The sequence below is a fragment of the Kitasatospora sp. NPDC050543 genome (assembly GCF_044457565.1).
In the GTDB taxonomy this organism is placed as follows: Bacteria; Actinomycetota; Actinomycetes; order Streptomycetales; family Streptomycetaceae; genus Kitasatospora.
The window spans coordinates 124,461-145,899 of record NZ_JBITGZ010000014.1 but is presented as its reverse complement, the minus strand read 5'-3'; the positions used below and the strand labels follow the sequence as shown (position 1 = coordinate 145,899).

18 protein-coding genes are annotated in these 21,439 nt (G+C 73.8%); 10 read left to right on the top strand and 8 right to left on the bottom strand.

All coding sequences use genetic code 11. The features are described 5' to 3' along the window. Positions 1-47: 47 nt before the first annotated feature. Complete coding sequence (locus ACIBH3_RS19315; protein ID WP_396313200.1) at positions 48-650, bottom strand: NUDIX hydrolase; 603 nt, start codon at positions 648-650, stop codon at positions 48-50. Positions 651-988: 338 nt separating this feature from the next. Here ACIBH3_RS19315 and ACIBH3_RS19310 point away from each other — a divergent pair, with 338 nt between their 5' ends. Both ACIBH3_RS19310 and ACIBH3_RS19305 read left to right on the top strand, forming a co-directional pair. Beyond that, positions 989-1,639 carry a LysE family translocator gene (locus tag ACIBH3_RS19310; protein WP_396313199.1) on the top strand — a complete coding sequence of 217 codons (651 nt, stop codon included), beginning with the start codon at positions 989-991 and terminating at the stop codon, positions 1,637-1,639. Positions 1,640-1,776: 137 nt separating this feature from the next. Next, positions 1,777-2,733 (top strand): aldo/keto reductase, encoded by a 957-nt coding sequence (locus ACIBH3_RS19305; RefSeq protein WP_396313198.1) that lies wholly within the window; start codon positions 1,777-1,779, stop codon positions 2,731-2,733. Between the two features lie 79 nt (positions 2,734-2,812). Here the strand turns inward: ACIBH3_RS19305 and ACIBH3_RS19300 are convergent, their stop codons facing one another. Then, positions 2,813-3,394: a GNAT family N-acetyltransferase gene (locus ACIBH3_RS19300; RefSeq protein WP_396313197.1), complete on the bottom strand. Its 582-nt coding sequence runs from the start codon at positions 3,392-3,394 to the stop codon at positions 2,813-2,815. Positions 3,395-3,637: 243 nt separating this feature from the next. After that, positions 3,638-5,275, bottom strand: a complete 1,638-nt coding sequence (locus ACIBH3_RS19295; RefSeq protein ID WP_396313196.1) for an ABC-F family ATP-binding cassette domain-containing protein — start codon at positions 5,273-5,275, stop codon at positions 3,638-3,640. A gap of 396 nt (positions 5,276-5,671) precedes the next feature. Here ACIBH3_RS19295 and fabV point away from each other — a divergent pair, with 396 nt between their 5' ends. Continuing rightward, on the top strand, positions 5,672-6,877 hold the full coding sequence (gene fabV, locus ACIBH3_RS19290; RefSeq protein WP_396313195.1) for an enoyl-[acyl-carrier-protein] reductase FabV: 1,206 nt from the start codon (positions 5,672-5,674) through the stop codon (positions 6,875-6,877). Between the two features lie 260 nt (positions 6,878-7,137). Here the strand turns inward: fabV and ACIBH3_RS19285 are convergent, their stop codons facing one another. Beyond that, entirely contained in the window at positions 7,138-8,325 is a 1,188-nt protein-coding gene (locus ACIBH3_RS19285) for a trypsin-like serine peptidase (protein WP_396313194.1), read from the bottom strand. A 528-nt stretch (positions 8,326-8,853) separates the two neighbouring features. On the opposite strand from ACIBH3_RS19285, the gene ACIBH3_RS19280 reads away from it, so the two are divergent. The 3 genes from ACIBH3_RS19280 to ACIBH3_RS19270 all read left to right on the top strand — a co-directional run bounded on the left by ACIBH3_RS19280 (position 8,854) and on the right by ACIBH3_RS19270 (position 11,221). Further along, positions 8,854-10,461 carry an ABC-F family ATP-binding cassette domain-containing protein gene (locus tag ACIBH3_RS19280; protein ID WP_396313193.1) on the top strand — a complete coding sequence of 536 codons (1,608 nt, stop codon included), beginning with the start codon at positions 8,854-8,856 and terminating at the stop codon, positions 10,459-10,461. Between the two features lie 161 nt (positions 10,462-10,622). Further along, positions 10,623-10,850, top strand: a complete 228-nt coding sequence (locus ACIBH3_RS19275) for a hypothetical protein (protein WP_396313192.1) — start codon at positions 10,623-10,625, stop codon at positions 10,848-10,850. Then, positions 10,850-11,221, top strand: coding sequence for a toxin Doc (locus tag ACIBH3_RS19270; RefSeq protein ID WP_396313191.1), 372 nt, complete (start codon positions 10,850-10,852; stop codon positions 11,219-11,221). Before ACIBH3_RS19275 ends, ACIBH3_RS19270 begins: the two co-directional genes overlap by 1 nt. 16 nt (positions 11,222-11,237) lie before the next feature. On the opposite strand, the gene ACIBH3_RS19265 is transcribed toward ACIBH3_RS19270, so the two are convergent. From ACIBH3_RS19265 to ACIBH3_RS19255, 3 genes are all read right to left on the bottom strand, one after another. Beyond that, a complete protein-coding gene (locus ACIBH3_RS19265) occupies positions 11,238-11,903 on the bottom strand; it encodes a Pr6Pr family membrane protein (RefSeq protein ID WP_396313190.1) in 666 nt (221 codons plus the stop codon). A 126-nt stretch (positions 11,904-12,029) separates the two neighbouring features. Beyond that, positions 12,030-12,683, bottom strand: coding sequence for a response regulator (locus ACIBH3_RS19260; protein WP_396313252.1), 654 nt, complete (start codon positions 12,681-12,683; stop codon positions 12,030-12,032). A gap of 98 nt (positions 12,684-12,781) precedes the next feature. Beyond that, positions 12,782-14,044, bottom strand: coding sequence for a sensor histidine kinase (locus tag ACIBH3_RS19255; protein WP_396313189.1), 1,263 nt, complete (start codon positions 14,042-14,044; stop codon positions 12,782-12,784). A gap of 331 nt (positions 14,045-14,375) precedes the next feature. On the opposite strand from ACIBH3_RS19255, the gene ACIBH3_RS19250 reads away from it, so the two are divergent. The 4 genes from ACIBH3_RS19250 (at position 14,376) to ACIBH3_RS19235 (ending at position 20,351) form a co-directional block, all read left to right on the top strand. Beyond that, a complete protein-coding gene (locus ACIBH3_RS19250) occupies positions 14,376-15,506 on the top strand; it encodes a CaiB/BaiF CoA transferase family protein (RefSeq protein ID WP_396313188.1) in 1,131 nt (376 codons plus the stop codon). 48 nt (positions 15,507-15,554) lie between these two features. Further along, positions 15,555-16,697 carry an acyl-CoA dehydrogenase family protein gene (locus ACIBH3_RS19245; protein ID WP_396313187.1) on the top strand — a complete coding sequence of 381 codons (1,143 nt, stop codon included), beginning with the start codon at positions 15,555-15,557 and terminating at the stop codon, positions 16,695-16,697. A gap of 68 nt (positions 16,698-16,765) precedes the next feature. Next, entirely contained in the window at positions 16,766-17,983 is a 1,218-nt protein-coding gene (locus ACIBH3_RS19240; RefSeq protein ID WP_396313186.1) for an acetyl-CoA C-acetyltransferase, read from the top strand. Positions 17,984-18,176: 193 nt separating this feature from the next. Then, positions 18,177-20,351 (top strand): 3-hydroxyacyl-CoA dehydrogenase NAD-binding domain-containing protein, encoded by a 2,175-nt coding sequence (locus tag ACIBH3_RS19235; protein ID WP_396313185.1) that lies wholly within the window; start codon positions 18,177-18,179, stop codon positions 20,349-20,351. 114 nt (positions 20,352-20,465) lie between these two features. Here ACIBH3_RS19235 and ACIBH3_RS19230 read toward each other — a convergent pair whose 3' ends face one another. Next, positions 20,466-21,200: a MerR family transcriptional regulator gene (locus ACIBH3_RS19230; protein WP_396313184.1), complete on the bottom strand. Its 735-nt coding sequence runs from the start codon at positions 21,198-21,200 to the stop codon at positions 20,466-20,468. Between the last annotated feature and the right edge of the window lie 239 nt (positions 21,201-21,439).

Sequence of the window (21,439 nt, the reverse complement as noted above, 5' to 3'; positions counted from 1 at the left end):
CCAGCGGGCCGGTGGACGACACGTCCGCCGGCCCGCAGCCGTCGGGCTCACCGCCGGGCGTACGACTCCACGGCGAGGTGGATGAGTTCGGCCCACCACTCCTCGCGGTCGCGCACCAGCAGCCGGCAGGCCTCGTCGGGGTCGACGGCGCGGACCTCGACGACCTCCTCGCCGTCGTCCGGGTTGGTCGGCTCGGAGTCGACGTCGACCTCGGCCCAGCCCCACAGCCAGGCCTTCTCCGGGTGCGGCTGCCACGGGCGGTACGGCACCGGGTTGTCGGTGACGCAGCGGTGCGCGCCGATCCAGACCGGCCCGCCCGTCAGCCGGGCGCCGGCCTCCTCGCGCAACTCCCGTTCCAGGCAGGCCTCGACGCTCTCCTGCGCCTCCCGGGTGCCGCCCGGGAGGAACCAGTGGCCGCGGACGTCCCGGCAGAGCACCACTCTGCCTTGGGAGAAGCCCACCACATGGATGTTGGTGATCAGCTCGTCCGGCGGCAGCACCGCCGAGAACTGGGCGTCGTAGCCGCCCCAGGCCCAGCGCTGCGGGGCGTGCAGGTGCGGGAACCGGGCCGCCAGATCGGCGAGTTCGGCGGCGCGGCCGGCCGTCAGGTCGGTGCTGTCGGTGTCCGTCGTGTGCGTGGTGTCCGTCATCAGGTGATCGTAGTCCGCGGCGGCGCGGGGGCGGTGGTGCGCGCGAGATCGGACGGCTCCAGCGTGTCAAGGGCGCGGCGGGCGTGCAACGCGTCGGGCGTGCCGCCACCGGCGTCGAATGCCCGGCATCCGGCGGTAGTTGGCGTCCGGCCGGGGCGGACCGCGCGGCCGCCACCCTGTTGCCGAGCGGGTCGGCACGTCGTCCGCCGCCGCCGCAAGGCGGCGCAGCAGGACGACACCCTCCGGTTGACCCGCGCCGACCGCGACCATCACCGGGCCTCCCGACAGGGACGCTGACCGGGCCGGGTACGGTGGACGCCGACCCAGGGGGAGGCACGATGATCGACGTGAGTGCGATAGCCGGTATCGCGGTGGTGGCGTTCGGGATGGTGCTCACACCGGGGCCGAACATGATCTACCTGGTCTCCCGCTCGGTCGCCCAGGGCCGCCGGGCCGGCCTGATCTCGCTGGCGGGTGTCGGCGTGGGCTTCCTGACGTACCTGGTCGCGGCGACGGCCGGCATCGCCGCCGTCTTCGCGCTCGTCCCCGAGGTCTACCTGGCCATCAAGCTGGCCGGCGCCGCCTACCTGCTCCGGCTGGCCTGGAAGGCCGTCCGCCCCGGCGGTGAATCCGCCTTCTCGCCGCGCGAGTTGAAGGCCGACCCGCCCGTCAGGCTGTTCGTGATGGGGCTGCTCACCTGCCTGCTGAACCCGAAGATCGCGATCCTGTACGTGTCGCTGCTGCCGCAGTTCGTCGACCCCGCACGGGGACACGTCGGTGTGCAGAGCCTGCTGCTGGGGCTGACCCAGATCGCGGTCGGGCTGACCATGAACGGCGTCTTCGTACTGGCGGCCGGCTCGGTGTCACGCTTCTTCGCGGGCCGGCCGCTCTGGGCCAGGGTGCACCGCTACCTGATGGGTATGGCGCTGGCGGGCTTCGCGCTGCGGATCGCCGCCGACCGCTCGCGGGCCGTCGCGCTGGCGCCCTGAGCCGGTACGGAGCCGCCGGGCCGAAGGGGTGCCGGACGGGCGCCGGAGGGGCGCCTGGGCGGCGGCTTGACCTGGAGTGCACTCCAAGCGGCAGGCTGGGGTCCATCAGGAGCGAGACAGTCGAAGGAGCACCAGCTATGCGCACCAGTACGTTCGGCAGCAGTGGCCCGGAGGTCGGCGTGATCGGCCTCGGCTGCATGGGGATGACCTTCGCGTACGACCCCGCCGGGCGGGATGACGAGACCTCGGTGGCCGTGATCCGGACGGCGCTGGACCTCGGTGTCACGCTGATCGACACCGCCGACGTCTACGGCCCGTACACCAACGAGGAGGTGGTCGGCGCGGCGCTGGCCGGGCCGTACCGTGAGCGGGCGTTCCTGGCCACCAAGGTGGGCCTGGTGGAGGGCCGGGGGGACGAGCGGGTGGTGCGTGACGGCCGCCCCGAGCACGTCCGGCGTTCGATCGACGAGAGCCTTCGCCGGCTGGGCACCGACCACGTCGACCTCTACCAGCTGCACCGGGTCGACCCCGAGGTGCCGATCGAGGAGACCTGGGGCGCGCTCGCGGAGGCGGTGACGGCGGGCAAGGCCCGGCGGATCGGGCTCTCCGAGGTGACGGTCGAGGAGATCCGGCGGGCGCAGGCCGTGCACCCGGTGGCCTCGGTGCAGTCGGAGCTGTCGCTGTGGACCAGGGACGCGCTGGCGGAGGTGCTCCCGTACACCGAGGAGCAGGGCATCGCCTTCCTGCCCTTCTCGCCGCTCGGCCGGGGCTTCCTCGCGGGGCGCTTCGCCTCCTCCGACGATCTGCCGGCCGACGACTTCCGCCGGGCGCTGCCGCGCTTCCAGCAGGAGGCGCTGGCGGCGAACCTGGCCATCGTCGAGCGGGTCAGGGCGGTGGCCGGGCGGGTGGGCGCCACGCCGGCGCAGGTGGCGCTCGCCTGGGTGCTGGCGCAGGGGCGGTACGTGCTGCCGATCCCGGGCACCAAGACACCCGAGTACCTGGCCGACAACGCGGCGGCGGCGGACGTGACGCTGAGCGCCGAGGACCTGGCCGAACTCGACGCGCTGCCCGCGCCGACGGGCACCAGGTACTGACGGCGGGCTGCCCGGACGCCGGGCCCGGCCCGTCCGCTGGCGCCGCCCGGCCCGCCGGGGCCTCACCCGGAGGGCCGGATCACGCCGGGCTCTCCATCACCCAGATCATCGTCCGGCCGGTCTCGGCCGGGGCCCGGACCACGGTGTCCGCGACCCGGTCGAGCCGGTAGCCGAGCCGGCGCGGCACCGCGGCGCTGGGGGTGTTGGTCTCGTCGCAGTGGATCTCCACCCGCCGGATGCCCGGCAGGGCGAGCGCGGCCGCCGTCAGTGCCCCGGCGGCGGCCGTGGCGATGCCGCGCCGGCCGTGGTCCGCGCCGACCCAGTAGCCGATCTCCAGCGCGCCCGGGCCGATCCGGCCGTGCAGGCCGAAGGCGCCGACCACGCTGCCGGGCTCGGCGTCCGGGACGACCAGGTACATGAAGTCGGTGCCGGCGTCCCAGGCGGCGACGCCGGCGCCGGCCAGCTCGGTGGTGTGCGCCAGGCTCGGCGCCTGGGCCGCCCACTGCAGCCAGGGCCGCAGGTGCGCCAGGTTGGCGCAGACCGTCGCGTTCAGGGCCGCCGCGTGCGCGACCGAACGGCGCTGCAGTGACACCCCGCCGGCCAGCGGGATCAGCTCTGGCGGACGGCCGAGCGTGACAGGTCCACTGCGTGAATCGCTCATGACAGTGATTATGACCGCCGGTCATGCCACTGCCCAACCGATTCGGCGTGGCGTCGCAGGCCTGCCCGGGGCGCGTGGGAGGCCGGCCCGCGGGCAGCCGGCCGTCAGAGCCTGATCGGCACCTCGTCGAGCTCCGCGATGGGCGTGGAACTCGCGCTCCTCCGCCCCGGCCGCCGTGCTGTCAGCGCTGTCAACCGTGGGTGCCGGCGCAGCACATGACGATGCGCCAGGAGATGGGGCCGGTCAGCTCTCGTGGACCAGTCCACTCCTGACCTCCAGCCGCCGGTTGACCGTCACCGCCTCCAGCATCCGCCGGTCGTGGGTGACCAGCAGCAGCGTCCCGGTGTACGAGGCGAGCGCCGACTCCAGCTGCTCGATCGCCGGCAGGTCCAGGTGGTTGGTGGGCTCGTCCAGCACCAGCAGGTTCACCCCGCGGGCCTGGAGCAGCGCGAGCGCGGCCCTGGTCCGCTCGCCGGGGGAGAGGGTGCCGGCCTGGCGCAGCACGTGCGCCGCCTTCAGCCCGAACTTGGCCAGCAGGGTGCGGACCTCCTCCGGGGACAGCTCGGGCACGGCGGCCGCGAAGGCGTCCGCCAGCGGCTCGCCGCCCAGGAACAGTCCGCGCGCCTGGTCCACCTCGCCGACCACCACGCCGGAGCCCAGCGCGGCGCTGCCGGCGTCGAGGGTGAGCCGGCCCAGCAGGGCGGCCAGCAGGGTGGACTTGCCCGCGCCGTTGGCGCCGGTGATGGCCACCCGGTCCGCCCAGTCGATCTGCAGGTCCACCGGGCCGAGGGCGAACTCGCCGCACCGCACCGACGCCCCGCGCAGGGTGGCCACCACCGAGCCGGAGCGCGGCGCGGCGGCGATCTCCATCCGCAGCTCCCACTCCTTGCGGGGCTCCTCGACCACGTCGAGCCGCTCGATCATCCGCTGGGTCTGGCGGGCCTTGGCGGCCTGCTTCTCCGAGGACTCGGAGCGCATGTTGCGGCCGATCTTGTCGTTGTCGCCGGCCTTGCGACGGGCGTTGCGCACGCCGTTGTCCATCCAGCCGCGCTGCATCCGGGCCCGGGCCTCCAGGCCGGCCTTGGTGTCCGAGAACTCCTCGTACTCCTCGCGGGCGTGCCGACGCGCCACCGCCCGCTCCTCCAGGTACGCCTCGTACCCGCCGCCGTAGAGGTTGACCTGCTGCTGGGCGAGGTCCAGCTCCAGCACCCGGGTGACGGTACGGGTCAGGAACTCGCGGTCGTGGCTGATCACCACGGTGCCGGCGCGCAGGCCCTTGACGAAGGACTCCAGGCGCTCCAGGCCGTCCAGGTCGAGGTCGTTGGTCGGCTCGTCCAGCAGGAAGACGTCGTAGCGCGAGAGCAGCAGCGAGGCGAGCCCGGCGCGGGCGGCCTGGCCGCCGGAGAGGGCCGTCATCGGCAGGTCGAGGCCGACCTTGAGGCCCAGCGAGTCGGCGACCTCCTCGGCGCGCTCCTCCAGGTCGGCGCCGCCCAGGTCCAGCCAGCGGTCCAGGCTCGCGGAGTACGCGTCGTCGGCGCCCGCGCGGCCTTCGACCAGGCCCTCGGTGGCCTCGTCCAGCGCCGCCTGCGCGGCGGCCACCCCGGTCCGGCGGGCCAGGAAGTCGCGGACGGACTCGCCCTCGCGCCGCTCCGGCTCCTGCGGGAGGTGCCCGATGTTGGCGGTGGGCGGGCTGAGGCGCAGCGAGCCGCCCTCGGGGGTGTCCAGCCCGGCCAGCAGACGCAGCAGCGTCGACTTGCCCGCCCCGTTCGCCCCGACCAGGCCGATGACGTCGCCGGGGGCGACGACCAGGTCCAGGCCGGAGAAGAGGGTGCGGTCGCCGTGGCCGGCGCTCAGATCCTTGACTACGAGAGTGGCGCTCATGATGCGCCGATTCTATCGGGGGCGGGACGCGAGGGTCCCGGGGCCGTGGTGCGGCCGGCCTTCGACGAGATCAAGAACCACCTCGGAATCCCCCCGCTCCGCTCCCGGACCGCCGGCGGCACCTGCCAGGAGGTCCGGGCCTTCCCGGCCGTCCGCCATGCCCTGCGCACGGTGATGCACTCGGCAGCCACCACCCATGGCCGAGGCCGAACCCACAAGATTCCGCCGCGACTTCTGACGCACGTCGCCACCACCGGCCGGCGCCCGCCCACCGAGGATGTGAACCGGGCCCACCCGAAGCAGGTCCGGGCGTCGACAGCCCCGCCCGGACCGGCCGGGTCACCGCCCGGCAGGGCACGCTCTGCACCGCCGTCCCCGCACCGAAGGACCCCACGAGTGAGCATCCGCGAGATCAAGCCCGGCAACCGCGGCTACCTGTACGTGAACAGCCACCCGACCGGGTGCGCGGCCGTCGTCGACCGCATGTGGCAGCAGATCCCCGAGGCTACTGCCGACGAGCCCGGCCCGGTCGCCCTGGTCATCGGCTCCAGCGCCGGCTACGGGCTGGCCGCGACCGTGGTCGGCCTGCGCGCCCACAGGATGCGCGGGCTCGGCATCGCCTTCGAGTCCGCCGAGACCGAGCGCCGCACCGCCGGCGCGGGCTGGTACCGCACCGCGCGGACGGCCGGGCTCGCCGCCGAGGCCGGCGCCGCCTTCTCGTTCCTCAACGCCGACGCCTTCTCGGACGTCGTCAAGGACGCGGCCACCGATCAGCTCGCCGACCGCTTCGGCAAGATCGACCTGCTCATCTACAGCATCGCCGCCCCGCGCCGCACCGACCCGCTGACCGGCGAGGTCCACCACTCCGTCATCAAGCCGCTCGGCGCCGACTACCGGGCCAAGACCCTCGTGTTCGAGGACGGCGTCCCGCAGCTCGGCGAACTGCACCTGCAGGCGGCCGACGATGCCGAGCGCGACGCGACCGTGCAGGTCATGGGCGGCGCCGACTGGCAGATGTGGATCAACGCCCTGCAGTCCAAGGGCCTGCTCGCCGACGGCTTCCAGACCGTCGCGCTGTCCTACGTCGGTTCCGACATCACCGCACCGATCTACCGAGCCGGCACCATCGGCGCGGCCAAGCAGCACCTCGAAGACACCGCCCGCGCCATCAACACCCGGCTCAAGGGCGTCGGTCACGCCTACACCGTCGTCGCCGGCGCAGCCGTCACCCAGGCATCCACTGCCATCCCGAGCATCGCGCTCTACACCAGCATCCTGCACCGCGTCACCGCCGACCGCTGGCAGACCACCGTTGACCAGGCCGAAGCGCTGTGGAACCGGATGACCGGCCATGCGGACCTCGGCCTGGACGACCAGGGCCGCATCCGGCTGGACGACTGGGAGATGAACCCTGAGGTCCAGGCGGCCGTCCGCGCGGTGTGGGACCGGGTGGGCAGCGACGACCTCGCGGTCAGCACGGACACGGAGTGGTTCCGCGACCAGGTCGGCCAGCTCTACGGCTGGAACGTCCCCGGCGTCGACTACGTGACCCCGGCCGAGACCACCGTTCCGTGGCCGGCTTCCCCGTCAGCGGACGCCTGACCACACGTGACCCAAGCGCCCGGGGTCGGGTGCCGAGGCGCAGCGGGACGGCCTCCAGAGGCAACGGCATTGCCGTGGTGCCTGCGGCCCCGGGACCCCGGCCGGGCGTGCGCCGGACGTCACCGCCGGGGGCGGTGACATCCGGCGGTGCTTCCCGGTGGTGACATCCGGCAGTCACGGCCGTCGGTCACATCCGCAGGCACCGCCGGGGTCACGACCGGGGGCGGTCACCGGCTGTGCCGGTCACCGCCCCCTCGGTGTCACTTCTTCTTGGAGAGGTAGTCCAGCGCGTGCGCCGCCACGTCGTCCAGGTACGGGCCGGTCTGCCAGCCGGCGTCGTTGCCGACCGAGGTGTTGCTGACCAGCGCGGGCTTGCCGTCACGGTTGCTGAACCAGCCGCCGCCGCTGCTCCCGCCGGTCGAGGTGCACCCGATGGCGTACATCGACGGGCGCGCCGGGTCCATCGAGAAGCGGGAGGGCTTGCCGGAGTCGCAGCGCTCCAGCTCCGCGCCGTCGTACGGCTTGCCCGCCGGGAAGCCGTAGGCGGTGATGCTCACCTGCTCGCGCGGGGCGTTGAACCAGACCGGCACGGAGCCGCCGACGGTCTCCTCCAGCGACTTGCCGCCCGCGGCTGGGTTGGCCACCTTGAGGATCGCGAAGTCGTAGTGGGCCGCCGAGTTGGGCGTGTGGATGTCGGCCTCGGCGCTCCACTGCGGCGAGGTGACGGCGTCGACGGTGCCCCACTCGCCGTACGGCTCGGCCTGCTCGATGGTGCCCTTCTTGCCGCCGCTCAGCGTCGCGGTGCTGTTGAAGGCCGGGGCGAAGACGATGTTCTGGTGGAACCCGGCGCCCTTGCCGTCGTGCGCGCAGTGGCCCGCGGTCCACACCAGGTTGCTCTTGCCGGGGTGGGCCGGGTCGGAGATCACCGTGCCGGAGCAGACGTAGTCCTTGCCGTTGGCCTCGAAGAAGATCTTGCCATCGACGTGGAGCTGCTTGGTGTACGGGTGCGCCTCGGCCTTGGCGTCGATCGGGGTGGGCATCGGGTCGTTGCCGTCGTCCCCGGGCTTGGTGCTCGGCTTGGCGGTCGGGGACGGCGGGGTCACCGGCGCCTGCGCGGGCGGCTTGGCGTTGAGCATCCGCTGGATGTCCCAGTAGCCCTTGACGGCCGGCGTGATGATGTTCTTCTGAGCCCACTTGTCCCAGTCGTCGAACTTCCACTTCTTCAGTTCGTCGAGGCTGGGCAGCTGGGGGATCGGTCCGCCCGGCTTGGTGGCCGAGGCCGAGGCGGCCGGGGTGGCGGTGGCGGTGGTAGCGGCGGTGGTGGCCGGCGCCGGATCCGCGATGTCCTGCGAGGAGTTGTCCGGGCCGCAGCCGGTCGCGGCGACGAGCGTCAGCGCGGCGACGGAGGCGCCCAGCGCGGCGCGCGTGACGCGGGATATGGATGACATGAGATCAGTTCCCCCTGATGAACACGGCCGTACGGCCGCTGCCGCTTCCGCGGCAGCAGGGATCCTCCCATGCTTGATCACCGCGCCGCGCACACCCCCCGCGTCCTCACGGCCCTCCATGACCCGCCCGCACGCCTTTCACGACCAGGCCGCAGGACCGCCACGACCCCGGTCGGCCGGGCCTCGGCGCCGACGGCGTCCGGGCGGGGCGCGCCGGCGCGGAAATCCCTTTGCGGGGGCGGGGAGGCGCTCCGTACGGTGGTGACCACGGCCCTGGAACCGAAAGAGCAGGAGCAGGCCATTGCGCTACTGAGGTCTTGAGACACCGCCCCCCGCGCCGGACGACGTCCGGGCGCGGCGTGTGAGCGTGCGTGCCGACCTCAGTGGTGAGCCTGCTGCCCGTACCAGGGCCGCCCACTTCTCGCGCTCCTCCCGGAGCCGCCGAGCCGCCGAGTCGTCCAGCCGCACCGCGCGGTGTCTCCCGTGTTGCTACCTCACCCACCACGGCAACCACCCGGGAGGCCAACCATGGCGCAACCCACCACCTCCGTCCTCTGCACCGACCTCGGCTTCGAATGGCCCGACGGCACCCGAGTGCTGGACGGCTTCCACCTCGCGGTCGGCCCCGGCCGCACCGGCCTGATCGGCCTCAACGGCGCGGGCAAGTCCACCCTGCTGCGGCTGATCGCCGGCGAGCTCACCCCCGCCGGCGGCACCGTCCGGGTCGGCGGCGAACTCGGCTACCTGCCGCAGGGCCTGACCCTGGACACCACCCTTCGGGTCGACGAGGCACTCGGCATCCGGGCCGCCCGCGAGGCCCTGCACGCCATTGAGTCCGGTGACAGCGACGAGCGGCACTTCGACGCCGTCGGCGAGGACTGGGACGTCGAGGAGCGAGCCCGCGCCACCCTCGACCGGCTCGGCCTCGCCCGGCTGGGCCTGGACCGCACCACCGGCGAGCTCTCCGGCGGCGAGGCCGTGCTGCTGCGCCTGGCCGCGCTGCTGCTGCGCCGCCCGGACGTCCTGCTGCTGGACGAGCCCACCAACAACCTCGACCTGGCCGCCCGCGAGCGCCTGTACGAGACGGTGGCGGGCTGGAGCGGGGTGATGCTGATCGTCAGCCACGACCGCGAACTGCTCCAGCACGTCGACCAGATCGCCGACCTCAGGGACGGCGCCGTCACCTGGTACGGCGGCAACTTCGCCGACTACGAGCGGGCCGTCGCCGCCCAGCAGGAGAGCGCGGAGCGGCTGGTCCGGGCCGCCGAAGCCGAGGTCCAGCGCCAGCAACGGGACTTGATCGACGCCAGGACACGGCAGGAGCGCAGCGCCAGCTACGGCAAGAAGCGCTCGATCTGCCGCCACGACCCGAAGATCGTCTCCGGCAAGCTCAAGCGCCAGGGCCAGGAGACCGCCGGCCGGCTCCAGGGCCTGCACACCGAGCGGCTCGACGAGGCCAGGCAGCGGCTGACCAACGCCGAGGAGGCCGTCCGCGACGACGCCGAGATCCGGATCGACCTGCCGCGCACCGCCGTCCCCGCCGGCCGCACCGTGCTCAGCCTGGACGCCGTGCGCCTGGCGTACGGCGGCACGGTGAGCCTGGAGCTGCGGGGCCCGGAGCGGATCGCGCTGGTCGGGCGCAACGGCGCGGGCAAGTCCACCCTGCTGCGCACCATCGCGGGCGAACTGCGGCCGCTGGCGGGGGAGATCGGCACACCCGTCCCGCTGCGCCACCTGCCGCAGCGGCTCGACGTGCTGGACGACTCGCTGAGCGTGGCGGGGAACGTCCGGGCCTTCGCCCCGGCGGCGGGGGAGAACGCGATCCGGGCCCGGCTGGCCCGCTTCCTGTTCCGCGGGGCCCGGGCCGACCAGCTCGCGGCCACCCTCTCCGGCGGTGAGCGCTTCCGGGCGGCCCTGGCGGCCCTGCTGCTCGCCGACCCGCCGCCGCAGCTGCTGATGCTGGACGAGCCGACCAACAACCTCGACCTCGCCAGCGTCCGCCAGCTCACCCAGGCGCTCGCCGCGTACCAGGGCGCACTGATCGTGGCCAGCCACGACCTGCCGTTCCTGCGCGGGCTGGGCATCACCCGCTGGCTGGAGCTGGACGGCGGGCTGCGGGCGGTGGATCCGATGTGAGGGAACCTCCGCCGTTGACCACCCGGGCCGTCGGCGTGGTCGACGGCGGGGCGGGGCGGTCAACGGCGGGGCGGGGCCGCACCGTTGGTGCGTGCCGGAGAGGTGTCGGAGAGGTGCAGGGGAGGTACCGGCGCAGGTACCCCTCCGGTACCATCGCCAGCATGCCAGCGCTCAACATCGAGTACACGGAGCACGAACTCGCCGCGATCCGCGAGGCCGCCGCCGCCGACGGAAAGAGCGTCAAGGCCTACGTCCACGACCTCAGCGTGCGTGAGCAGCAGCGGCGGACGTTCGTCAACCACGCGGTGGCGTTCTGGAACGAGCACGTGGCGGAGTTTGACGCCGCCTTCCCGGAGGACGCGCCGGCGTCCAAGCGCACCGCCGCCTGATGATCCTGCACGTCGACATCCGCTGGCTGCTCGACGTCCAGGAGCAGGCCTCGCCGGAGGATCTCAGCGTCCGCGACTATTCGGCGCTCCAGGCGGCGGTGGCCCGGCACCGGGTGAACACCGCGCAGCTCGGCCACAGTGCGGACGCCGCCTGGTGCGCGGCGACGCTGATGCACACCATCGTGCTGCTGCGCCCGCTGCCCGTGCGCAACAACCTCTACGCCTGCATGGCGACGGCGGCGTACATGCACGCCGCCAAGGAGGGCATCGACCCGCCGTACGGCGCCCTGGTGGAGCTGGCCCGGGACGTGGCGGCGGGTGCGGCCGACGTGTTCGCGGCGGCCGGCCGGATCCGCGACTGGCGGATCTGACCGGCCGCCGCGGCCCTCACGCCTTCGTCGGCTCGGCCGCCGAGGCCGGACGGAGCTTGCCGGCGACCAGGGTGCCGAGCCGGTCGAGACCGACCACGGCCGCCGCCAGCACCACGAACTCGACCGTCAGCAGCGCGATCTGACCCCAGACGTAGCCGTAGCCCTCGGTGGTCGGGTCGAAGAAGAAGTACGGGTACTTCAGCGGGTAGGTGGAGAACAGCGCGTTGCGGGTCAGCACGACCGCGGCGTACCCGAGCGGGAAGGCCAGCCAGAGCGGGATGTCGCGCCAGCGGGAGGCGTTGCGCGGGCGCAGCACCAGCCACTCGCTGATCACCAGCAGCGGCGTGGTGTAGTGCAGGAAGAACGAGGACCAGTGCTGGAGGCGGTCCGGGCCGGAGAAGAGGCCGGGCAGCGGGTTGGCGCCGTGCTGGAGCAGGACGTGCGAGACCAGCCCGGTGATCACGATGTAGAGGGTGGCGGCCCCGCGCAGCCGGGGCGCGGGTGCGTCCGTGGTGCCGCGCTTGATCATCCAGTACACGGCGCCGGCGAAGTAGCCGAGCACGATCACGTTGCTCTGGACGGTGAAGTAGACCAGTTCCCCTGTGCCCAGGGTCAGCCCGAGCCAAGCCGAGAGCACGATGGCCGCGCGCCACCAGAGTGCGGGTTTGGTCCAGACTGACATGGAGTCACCAGGTTTCGGAGGTATCGGACGGAAATGATCGACGCACTCTACTAGCTGGTAGCGGTGAGATGAAATGATCATCCAGGGTGTGATCGGGAGGTGACCGGCCGTAGCTCCTCGGTGCGCTCACCCCGGCAGGACGAACCCCGACTCGTACGCCGTGATCACCGCCTGGGTCCGGTCCCGGGCCCCGAGCTTGGCCAGCACGCTGCCGACGTGCGTCTTGACCGTCTCCGGGCTGACCACCAGCTGGGCGGCGATCTCCCCGTTGCTCAGCCCGGCCGCCATCAGCCGCAGCACCTGGCCCTCCCGCTCGGTCAGCCGCCCGACCGGCCCGGGGTCGCGGTCGGCCGTCCTGGCGGCGGGCAGCTGGCGCAGCGCGAGCTCCCGGACGGCGGCCGGGTAGAGCAGCGAGTCCCCGCGCGCCACCAGCCGGACGGCCTGCACCATCTCCTCCGCCCTGGCCCGCTTGAGCAGGAAGCCGGCGGCCCCGGCGCGCAGCGCGTCGTACACGTGGTCGTCGTGCTCGAACGTCGTCACCACCAGCACCCTCGGCGGGTCGGCCATGGTGGCGAGCAGCTGCTCGGTGGCCCTGATGCCGTCGATCTGGGGCATCCGGACGTCCATCAGCACCACGTCCGGCCGCAGTTCGCGCACCAGCGGCACGACCTCCGCGCCCGAGGCCGCCTCGCCGACCACCGACAGGTCCGGCTCGGCGTCGATCACCACCCGCAGGCCCATCCGCACCAGCCGCTCGTCGTCCGCGACGACCACCCTGATCTGCGTCACCGCACGCCTCCCCGCGTCCCCATGCTCCGTGTCCCGGTGTCCTGCTGTCCCGCTGCTCTGCCACTCTGTTCCGCCGTCCGGCCCGCCGTTCACCGCGCACCGGCGCTGCTCACCGGGAGCCACACCGCCAGCCGCCAGGCCGTCCCGTCGGCGCTCGGCCCGGCCTCGTAGCCGCCGCGCAGCGCCGCCGCCCGCTCCCCGATCCCGCGCAGGCCCCGGCCGCCACCGGGGCGGCTGGGGCGGGTGGCGCCCAGCGGGTTGGTGAGCTCCAGCTCCAGCCGGTCCTCCCACAGGTCCACCCGCAGTCCGGCCGGGGCCGGTCCGGCGTGCCGCAGCACATTGGTGAGCCCCTCCTGGACGATCCGGTACGCCTCCCGTGACACCGCCGTCGGCAGTCGGCCCAGGCCCGGCGCGAGCGAGGCCTCCACCCGCACGCCCGTCACGGCCAGCTGACGCAGCAGGTCGTCCAGGCCGGCGAGGGTCGGCCCGGCGGGCTCCGCGACGCCGTCCTCCTCGCGCAGCAGGCCGATCACGGCGTCGAGTTCGGCGACCGCCGCGCGGGCCGTCTCCTCGATCGCGTGCAGCGCCTCGGCGGCGAAGCCCGGGTCGGTGGTGAGCACCCGGGTGGCGGCGGAGGCCTGGATGCCCACCGCGCTGAGCGCGTGCCCGACCGAGTCGTGCAGCTCCCGGGCCAGCCGGTTGCGCTGGGCCAGGACGGTCGCGCGCCGCTCGGCCGCCAGCAGCCGCTCGTCCGGTGTCGGGCCGAGCAGCGCCGGCGCCGAGCGGGCCAGCAGCGAGCCGGCCGCGGCGTTGGTGCCGATGATCAGCAGGATCAGCGCCGCGCCCAGCACGGGGGCGGGCGGCAGCTCGATGCCGTGGCCGTGCTGCTGCCACCAGGTGTCCAGCTCCGTCAGCACTCCGCGGTCGGGGAGCAGCAGCACCGCCGCCGCCGGCGTGCCGGCCAGCGTCATACCGCTGACCACGCCGCCCAGGAACAGGTGCAGGACGTACCAGGCCGCGGTGCGCCGCCGCGCCGCCCAGGAGCGGGACGGCCCGGTGGACAGCTCCCCGGCCGCGCCCGCGCACAGCGCCCGGGCCGCAGTGCCCTCAAGGACCCGGACCACCGGCAGCAGCGCGGTGACCGCGGCCATCGGCAGTGCGGTGACCAGGGCGGCGAGCTGGAGCACCACGGTGTGCAGCGGGCCCTCGCCGGGGCTGACCACCCCGAGCACGACGGTCGACAGCAGCCAGTACGGCATCAACAGCGCGCCGCCCAGCACCAGGTGCACCCACCGCCGCCGGGCGCGCCGCCCCAGCAGTGCGCTCGCGATCCCCCGAATCCCCGCCCTCACGCGGTTGACTCTACGTCAGTACCGGCGGGTGCCCGCTCGACCGGCGCCATCGCGCCGGCCGTCAGGGCGGGTGTCGTCGTCATACCCGCCACTCTCCCGGGCCGCACCCCGCCGGGTCGTCCCCCTGACTCGTGATCCGCCTCCCCCGCGCGGGGGAGCGGGCCCCGGGGCGCTCATCCCCGCACCTGGCCACCGGCGACCGCCGCAGACTGAGATCGAGGGCCGGGAAGCCGGCTGGGGCGATCCGGGGTGAGCCTTGTTACCGGCCGGTCGCCTGTCTATCATCGCCAGTGTTACAGCTTTACTGTCAAACCGATGAAGGGGGCAGTGGGTGAACGGCACGACCAGCCCCGGGCCGCTGGCCGGGGTGCGGGTGGTGGAACTGGCGGGCATCGGCCCGGGGCCGTTCGCCGCCATGCTGCTCGCCGACCTGGGCGCCGACGTGGTCCGCGTCGACCGGCCGGGCCCCTCCCCGCTCGGCCCGGACCCGGCGTACGACGTCACCAACCGCAACAAGCGCTCGGTGCTGATCGACCTCAAGGACCCGGACGGGCCGGGGCTCGTCCTGGACCTGGTCGAGCGAGCCCAGCTGCTGATCGAGGGCTACCGCCCCGGTGTCGCCGAGCGCCTCGGCGTCGGCCCCGACGCCTGCCTCGCCCGCAATCCCGCCCTGGTGTACGGCCGGATGACCGGCTGGGGCCAGGACGGGCCGCTCGCCCCCACCGCCGGCCACGACATCGGCTACTCGGCCGTCGCCGGCGTCCTCGGCCTGATCGGCGAGCCCGGCCGCCCCGACGGGCCGCCGGCCATCCCCGCCAACCTGCTCGGCGACTACGCCGGCGGCTCCCTCTACCTGGTCGTCGGGCTGCTCGCCGCCCTGCACCACGCCCGCGAGAGCGGCACCGGCCAGGTCGTCGACGCCGCCATCGTGGACGGCGCCGCCCACCTGACGTCCATGCTCTGGGGGCTGCTCGCCGCCGGGCTCTGGCAGGACCGGCGGGGCGTCAACCTGCTGGACGGCGGCGCGCCCTGCTACGCCGTGTACCAGGCGTCCGACGGCGGGCATCTGGCGGTCGGCGCGCTGGAGCCGCAGTTCTACGCCGAGTTCACCAGGCTGCTGGAGCTGGACCCGCAGGCGCCCGGCCAGTTCGACACCGCCCGCTGGCCCGAACTGCGGGCCCGGATCGCCGCCCGGTTCGCCACCCGCACGCTGGCCGAGTGGACGGCCGTCTTCGCCGGCACCGACGCCTGCGTGGAGCCCGTGCTGACGTTGCGTCAGTCCGCTGGTCACGAACACCTGGTGGCGCGCGGCACCTACGCCGAGATCGACGGCATCACCCAGCCCGCCCCCGCCCCGCGCTTCTCCGCCACCCCGGGGACGCTGCGCCGCCCGCCGGCCCGGCCCGGCGCGCACACCGCCGAGGTCGCCCGCGACTGGTCCGTACCCGGGCTGGACCGCTGACTGCCGACCGCTGATCGCAGACCGCAGATCGCAGAGGAGAGACGACCGGTGCAACGCGAGATCTACACCCGGGAGCACGAGGCCTTCCGCGAGAGCGTGCAGGCCTTCCTGGCCAAGGAGGTGCTCCCGCACCACGACCGCTGGGAGCGCGAGGGCATCGTCGACCGCTCCGCCTGGCTCGCCGCCGGGCGGCAGGGCCTGCTGGGCCTGGCCGTCCCCGAGGAGTACGGCGGCGGGGGCAGCGCGGACTTCCGCTACAGCGCCGTCCTCGCCGAGGAGTTCACCCGGGCCGGCGCCTCCGGCCTGGCCCTCGCCCTGCACAACGACATGATCGGCCCGTACCTCACCGCCTTCGCCGACGGGGAGCAGCGCCGGCGCTGGCTGCCCGGCTTCTGCAGCGGCGAGCTCATCACCGCCATCGCGATGACCGAGCCGGGCACCGGCTCCGACCTCCAGGGCATCCGCACCCACGCGGTCGACCGGGGCGACCACTACCTGCTCAACGGCGCCAAGACCTTCATCTCCAACGGGATCCTCGCCGACCTGGTGGTGGTCGTGGCCAGGACGACCCCCGAGGGCGGCGCGCACGGCCTGAGCCTGCTGGTCGTCGAGCGCGGCATGCCCGGCTTCGAGCGTGGCCGCAATCTCGACAAGATCGGCCAGAAGGCCCAGGACACCGCCGAGCTGTTCTTCACCGACGTACGGGTGCCCAAGGCCAACCTGCTGGGTGAGGAGAACGCCGCCTTCGGTTACCTGATGCGCAACCTCGCCCAGGAGCGGCTGGCCATCGCCGTCGCCGCGATCGCCGGGGCCGAGCACCTGGTCGAGATCACCACCGACTACGTCAAGCGGCGCGAGGCCTTCGGCCGTCCGCTCGCCAAGCTCCAGCACATCCGCTTCGAGATCGCCGAGCTCGCCACCGAGTGCGCCGTCACCCGCGCGTTCGTCGACCGCTGCATCACCGAGCACAACCGCCTGGCGCTCACCCCGGTGGACGCCTCGATGGCCAAGTGGTGGGCCACCGAACTGCAGAAGCGCACCGCCGACCGCTGCCTCCAACTCCACGGCGGCTACGGCTACATGGCCGAGTACCCGGTGGCCAAGGCGTTCGCCGACGGCCGGATCCAGACCATCTACGGCGGGACCACCGAGATCATGAAGGAGATCATCGGCCGCTCCCTGCTCGGCTGAGCACCCCCTCCACCCCGGCTCCCCCTCACCCACCCAGCCCTCGGACAACCCCTCGAAAGGCACCCACCGTGACCACCGAAGCGTACGTCTACGACGCTATCCGCACCCCGCGTGGCCGGGGCAAGGCCAACGGCTCGCTGCACGGCACCAAGCCGATCGACCTGGTCGTCGGCCTGATCCACGAGCTGCGCCGCCGCCTGCCCGGCCTCGACCCCGCCGCCGTCGACGACATCGTGCTCGGTGTGGTCAGCCCGATCGGCGACCAGGGCTCCGACATCGCCCGGATCGCCGCGATCGCCGCCGGCCTGCCCGACACCGTCGCGGGCGTCCAGGAGAACCGGTTCTGCGCCTCCGGCCTGGAGGCCGTCAACCTGGCCGCCGCCAAGGTCCGCTCCGGCTGGGAGGACCTCGTCCTGGCCGGCGGCGTCGAGTCGATGTCCCGGGTGAAGATGGGCTCCGACGGCGGCGCCTGGGCGATGGACCCGATGACCAGCTACGAGACCGGCTTCGTCCCGCAGGGCGTCGGCGCCGACCTGATCGCCACCCTCGAAGGCCTCACCCGCACCGACGTGGACGCCTTCGCCGCCGAGTCCCAGGCCCGCGCCGCCAAGGCCGTGGCCGACGGCCTGTTCGACCGCTCGGTCGTACCGGTCCGGGACCGCAACGGACTCGTCATCCTGGACCACGACGAGTTCATCCGCCCCGGCACCACCGTGGAGACCCTCGCCGGGCTCAAGCCCTCCTTCGCCGCCATCGGCGAGGCCGGCGGCTTCGACGCCGTCGCCCTGCAGAAGTACCACTGGGTGGAGGCCATCGACCACGTCCACCACGCCGGCAACTCCTCCGGCATCGTCGACGGCGCCGCACTGGTCGCCATCGGCTCGCCGGAGATCGGCGAGCGGTACGGGCTGCGCCCGCGCGCCCGGATCGTCTCGGCCGCCGTCTCCGGCTCCGAGCCCACCATCATGCTCACCGGCCCGGCCCCCGCCACCCACAAGGCGCTGGCCAAGGCCGGGCTGACGGCCGCGGACATCGACCTGGTCGAGATCAACGAGGCCTTCGCCGCCGTCGTGCTGCGCTTCATGCGCGAACTGGGCTTCCGGCACGACCAGGTGAACGTCAACGGTGGTGCCATCGCGCTCGGCCACCCGCTCGGTGCGACCGGCGCGATGATCCTCGGCACCCTGATCGACGAGCTGGAGCGGCGCGACCTGCGGTACGGCCTGGCGACCCTCTGTGTGGGCGGCGGCATGGGCGTCGCCACCGTCGTCGAGCGCCTCACCTGACCTCACCCCCGGCCCTACCCGACCTCGGGTCCCGGCCCGAGCGGCGGGGCCGGCCCGGCCCCGGCGGCCCGCCCGCCCTCCGGCCCGCCCCGACATCCCGGCCGTTCCAGTCCGCGCGACCACCCAGTCCTTCCGGCCGTGCCAGCACAGCACCTGCGGCCGCCCGGCATTCCGGCTTCCTGGAGAACCTCACATGTCCGAGAACACCCCCGCCATCCGCTGGGAGCAGGACCAGGACGGCGTGGTCACGCTCGTCCTCGACGACCCCGCGCAGTCCGTCAACACCATGAACGCGGCCTTCCGCGACGCCCTCGACACCGTCATCGAGCGGATCACCGCCGAGGCCGAGGGCATCCGCGGCGTCATCGTCACCTCGGCGAAGAAGACCTTCTTCGCCGGTGGCGACCTGCGGCTGCTGTCCGCCGCCCGCCCCGAGGACGCCGCCGAGCTCTTCGACTCCTCGATGAGGATGAAGCGCGCCCTGCGCACCCTGGAGACGCTCGGCAAGCCGGTCGTCGCCGCGATCAACGGCAGTGCGCTCGGCGGTGGCCTGGAGATCGCGCTCGCCTGCCACCACCGGATCGCGCTCCAGGCGCCCGGCAGCAAGATCGGGCTGCCCGAGGTCACCCTCGGCCTGCTCCCGGGCGGCGGCGGCACCGTCCGCACCGTACGGATGCTCGGCATCGCCGACGCCCTGCTCAAGGTGCTGCTCCAGGGCCGCCAGTACCGCCCGGCGCAGGCGCTGGAGGTCGGCCTGGTCGACGAACTCGCCGGCACCCGCGAGGAGATGCTCGCCAAGGCGCGCGCGTTCATCGACGCCAACCCGCAGTCCGTGCAGCGCTGGGACGTCAAGGGCTACCGGATCCCCGGCGGCACCCCCGCCACCCCGGCGCTGGCCGCCAACCTGCCCGCCTTCCCGGCCAACCTGCGCAAGCAGCTCGCCGGCGCGCCCTACCCCGCGCCGCGCAACGTGCTCGCCGCGGCCGTGGAGAGCGCCCAGGTGGACGTGGACACCGCGATGGGCATCGAGTCGCGCTACTTCACCGAGCTGGCCTGCGGGCAGACCTCCAAGAACATGATCCAGGCGCTGTTCTTCGACATGCAGGCAGTCAACTCCGGCGCCGGGCGCCCGAAGGACGTTCCCGCGCGCCGGGTGCGCAAGGTGGCCGTACTGGGCGCGGGCATGATGGGCGCGGGCATCGCCTACGCCTGTGCGAAGGCCGGCATCGAGGTGCTGCTGAAGGACGTCAGCGCCGAGGCCGCCGAGCGCGGCAAGGCCTACTCAGCGGGCCTGCTGGACAAGGCCGTGGCCCGCGGCCGCTCCACCGAGGCCCAGCGGGAGGAGCTGCTGGCCCGGATCACCCCGACCGCCGATGCCGCGGACCTCGCGGGCTGCGACGCGGTGATCGAGGCCGTCTTCGAGAACCCGGAGCTCAAGCACAAGGTGTTCCAGGAGGTGCAGGAGGTGGTGGCGCCCGACGCCCTGCTCTGCTCCAACACCTCCACCCTCCCGATCGGCCTGCTCGCCGAGGGCGTCACCCGCCGCGCCGACTTCGTCGGCCTGCACTTCTTCTCCCCGGTGGACAAGATGCCGCTGGTGGAGATCATCCGCGGCCCGGAGACCGGCGACGAGGCGCTGGCCCGCGCCTTCGACCTGGTCCGCCAGATCGCCAAGACGCCCATCGTGGTCAACGACTCGCGCGGGTTCTTCACCTCCCGGGTCATCGGCCAGTTCATCAACGAGGGCGTCGCGATGGTCGGCGAGGGCGTCGACCCGGTCTCCGTCGAGCAGGCCGCGGCCCAGGCCGGCTACCCCGCCAAGGTCCTCTCGCTGCTGGACGAGCTCACCCTCACCCTGCCGCGCAAGATCCGCAACGAGGGCCGGCGTGCCATCGAGGAGGCCGGCGGCAGCTGGACCGCGCACCCGGCGGACGCGGTGGTGGACCGGATGGTCGACGAGTTCGCCCGCCCCGGCCGCAGCGGCGGCGCCGGCTTCTACGAGTACGGCGAGGACGGCCGCCGCACCCGCCTCTGGCCGGGCCTGCGCGAGCACTTCACCAAGGCCGAGGCGCAGATCCCGTTCGAGGACATGAAGGAGCGGATGCTCTTCGCGGAGGCACTGGACTCGGTGCGCTGCCTGGAGGAGGGCGTGCTCACCTCCGTCGCGGACGCCAACGTCGGCTCCATCCTGGGCATCGGCTTCCCGGCCTGGACGGGCGGCGTCCTCCAGTACATCAACGGGTACGAGGGCGGCCTGCCCGGCTTCACCGCCCGGGCCCGCGAGCTGGCGGCGGCGTACGGCGAGCGCTTCGCCCCGCCGGCGCTGCTGGAGCGGCTCGCCGCCGAGGGCGGGCGCTTCACCGACTGACCTGGCCGACGCCGCGCACCGGGGGCTGCTCCCGGTGCGCGGCGCCGACGGGCGTGGCGGCTCCGGGGCGGTGCTCTGGGCGGTCCGGGGGTGGAGTTCCGCGGGCGGGGCGGGCTACTCGCCGCGGGCGGCCCCGCCCAGCTCCTCGCGCAGCGAACGCTGGAAGGCCGTCACCAGCGCCTGCGCGATCATCGGCTGGATGTGGTCGGTGAGCGCCTTCATCCGCTCCAGCTCCTCCGGCGGCGGCCCGCTCTCGCGGTACGGCTTCCACACCGTCTCGCGGAACAGCCGGTGCAGCTCGTGCGCCGTGGCCTGGCTGTGCCGCCGGACCACGGCCCGGGTCGCCACCAGCGTCTCCAGCGGGATCGGCACGTCCAGCACCCGTACGCCCAGCGGCAGCAGCCCCGGGTCCACCTGGAACAGCTCCGGGTCGGCGGTCCGCTCCAGGGCGCCCATCGCGGCCAGCCGGTCCAGGTCCGCGTCCGACAGCGCCCGCCCGGCCCGGCGCTCCAGCTGCGCCCGGCTCGCCTCCTCGGCGGCCTCCGGCGTCCAGGACGCCACCAGGGCGCGGTGGATGGCCAGGTCCAGGGAGCTGATGTCCTCCGGGAGTTGGGCGAGGTAGCGCTCGATCGCGGCCAGGGTGAGGCCCTGCCGCTGGAGCTCCTCGATCAGCTCCAGCCGGTCCAGGTGCTCCACCCCGTACAGACCGACCCGGCGCGGGCCGAGCTCGGGCGGTGGGAGCAGGCCCCGGGTGCTGTAGAAGCGCAGGGTGCGGACGGTGACCCCGGCGCGCGCGGCCAGTTCGTCCACCGTCAGCCTGGGCGGGGTCGCTCCCGCTGTCGCTGTCATGGTGCGGCGCCTCCGCCGGTCGGGGATGGTGCCGTAGCACTCCTGCTGTGACAGCAACAGTGTGACAGTGACGCTCCGCGGCGGTCCACTCCACGGGGAGCGCGCGGGCTGACGGGTGGGTGGGCGTGTGCGCGCCTGGGCGGTGAACGGCGTGGGGGGCCCCCCCCCGCGGGGGGGGGGGCGGGCGGGGGCGGGGGGGGGGCGGGGGGCGGTATGACGCGGAGGCGCCACCCCCGCGC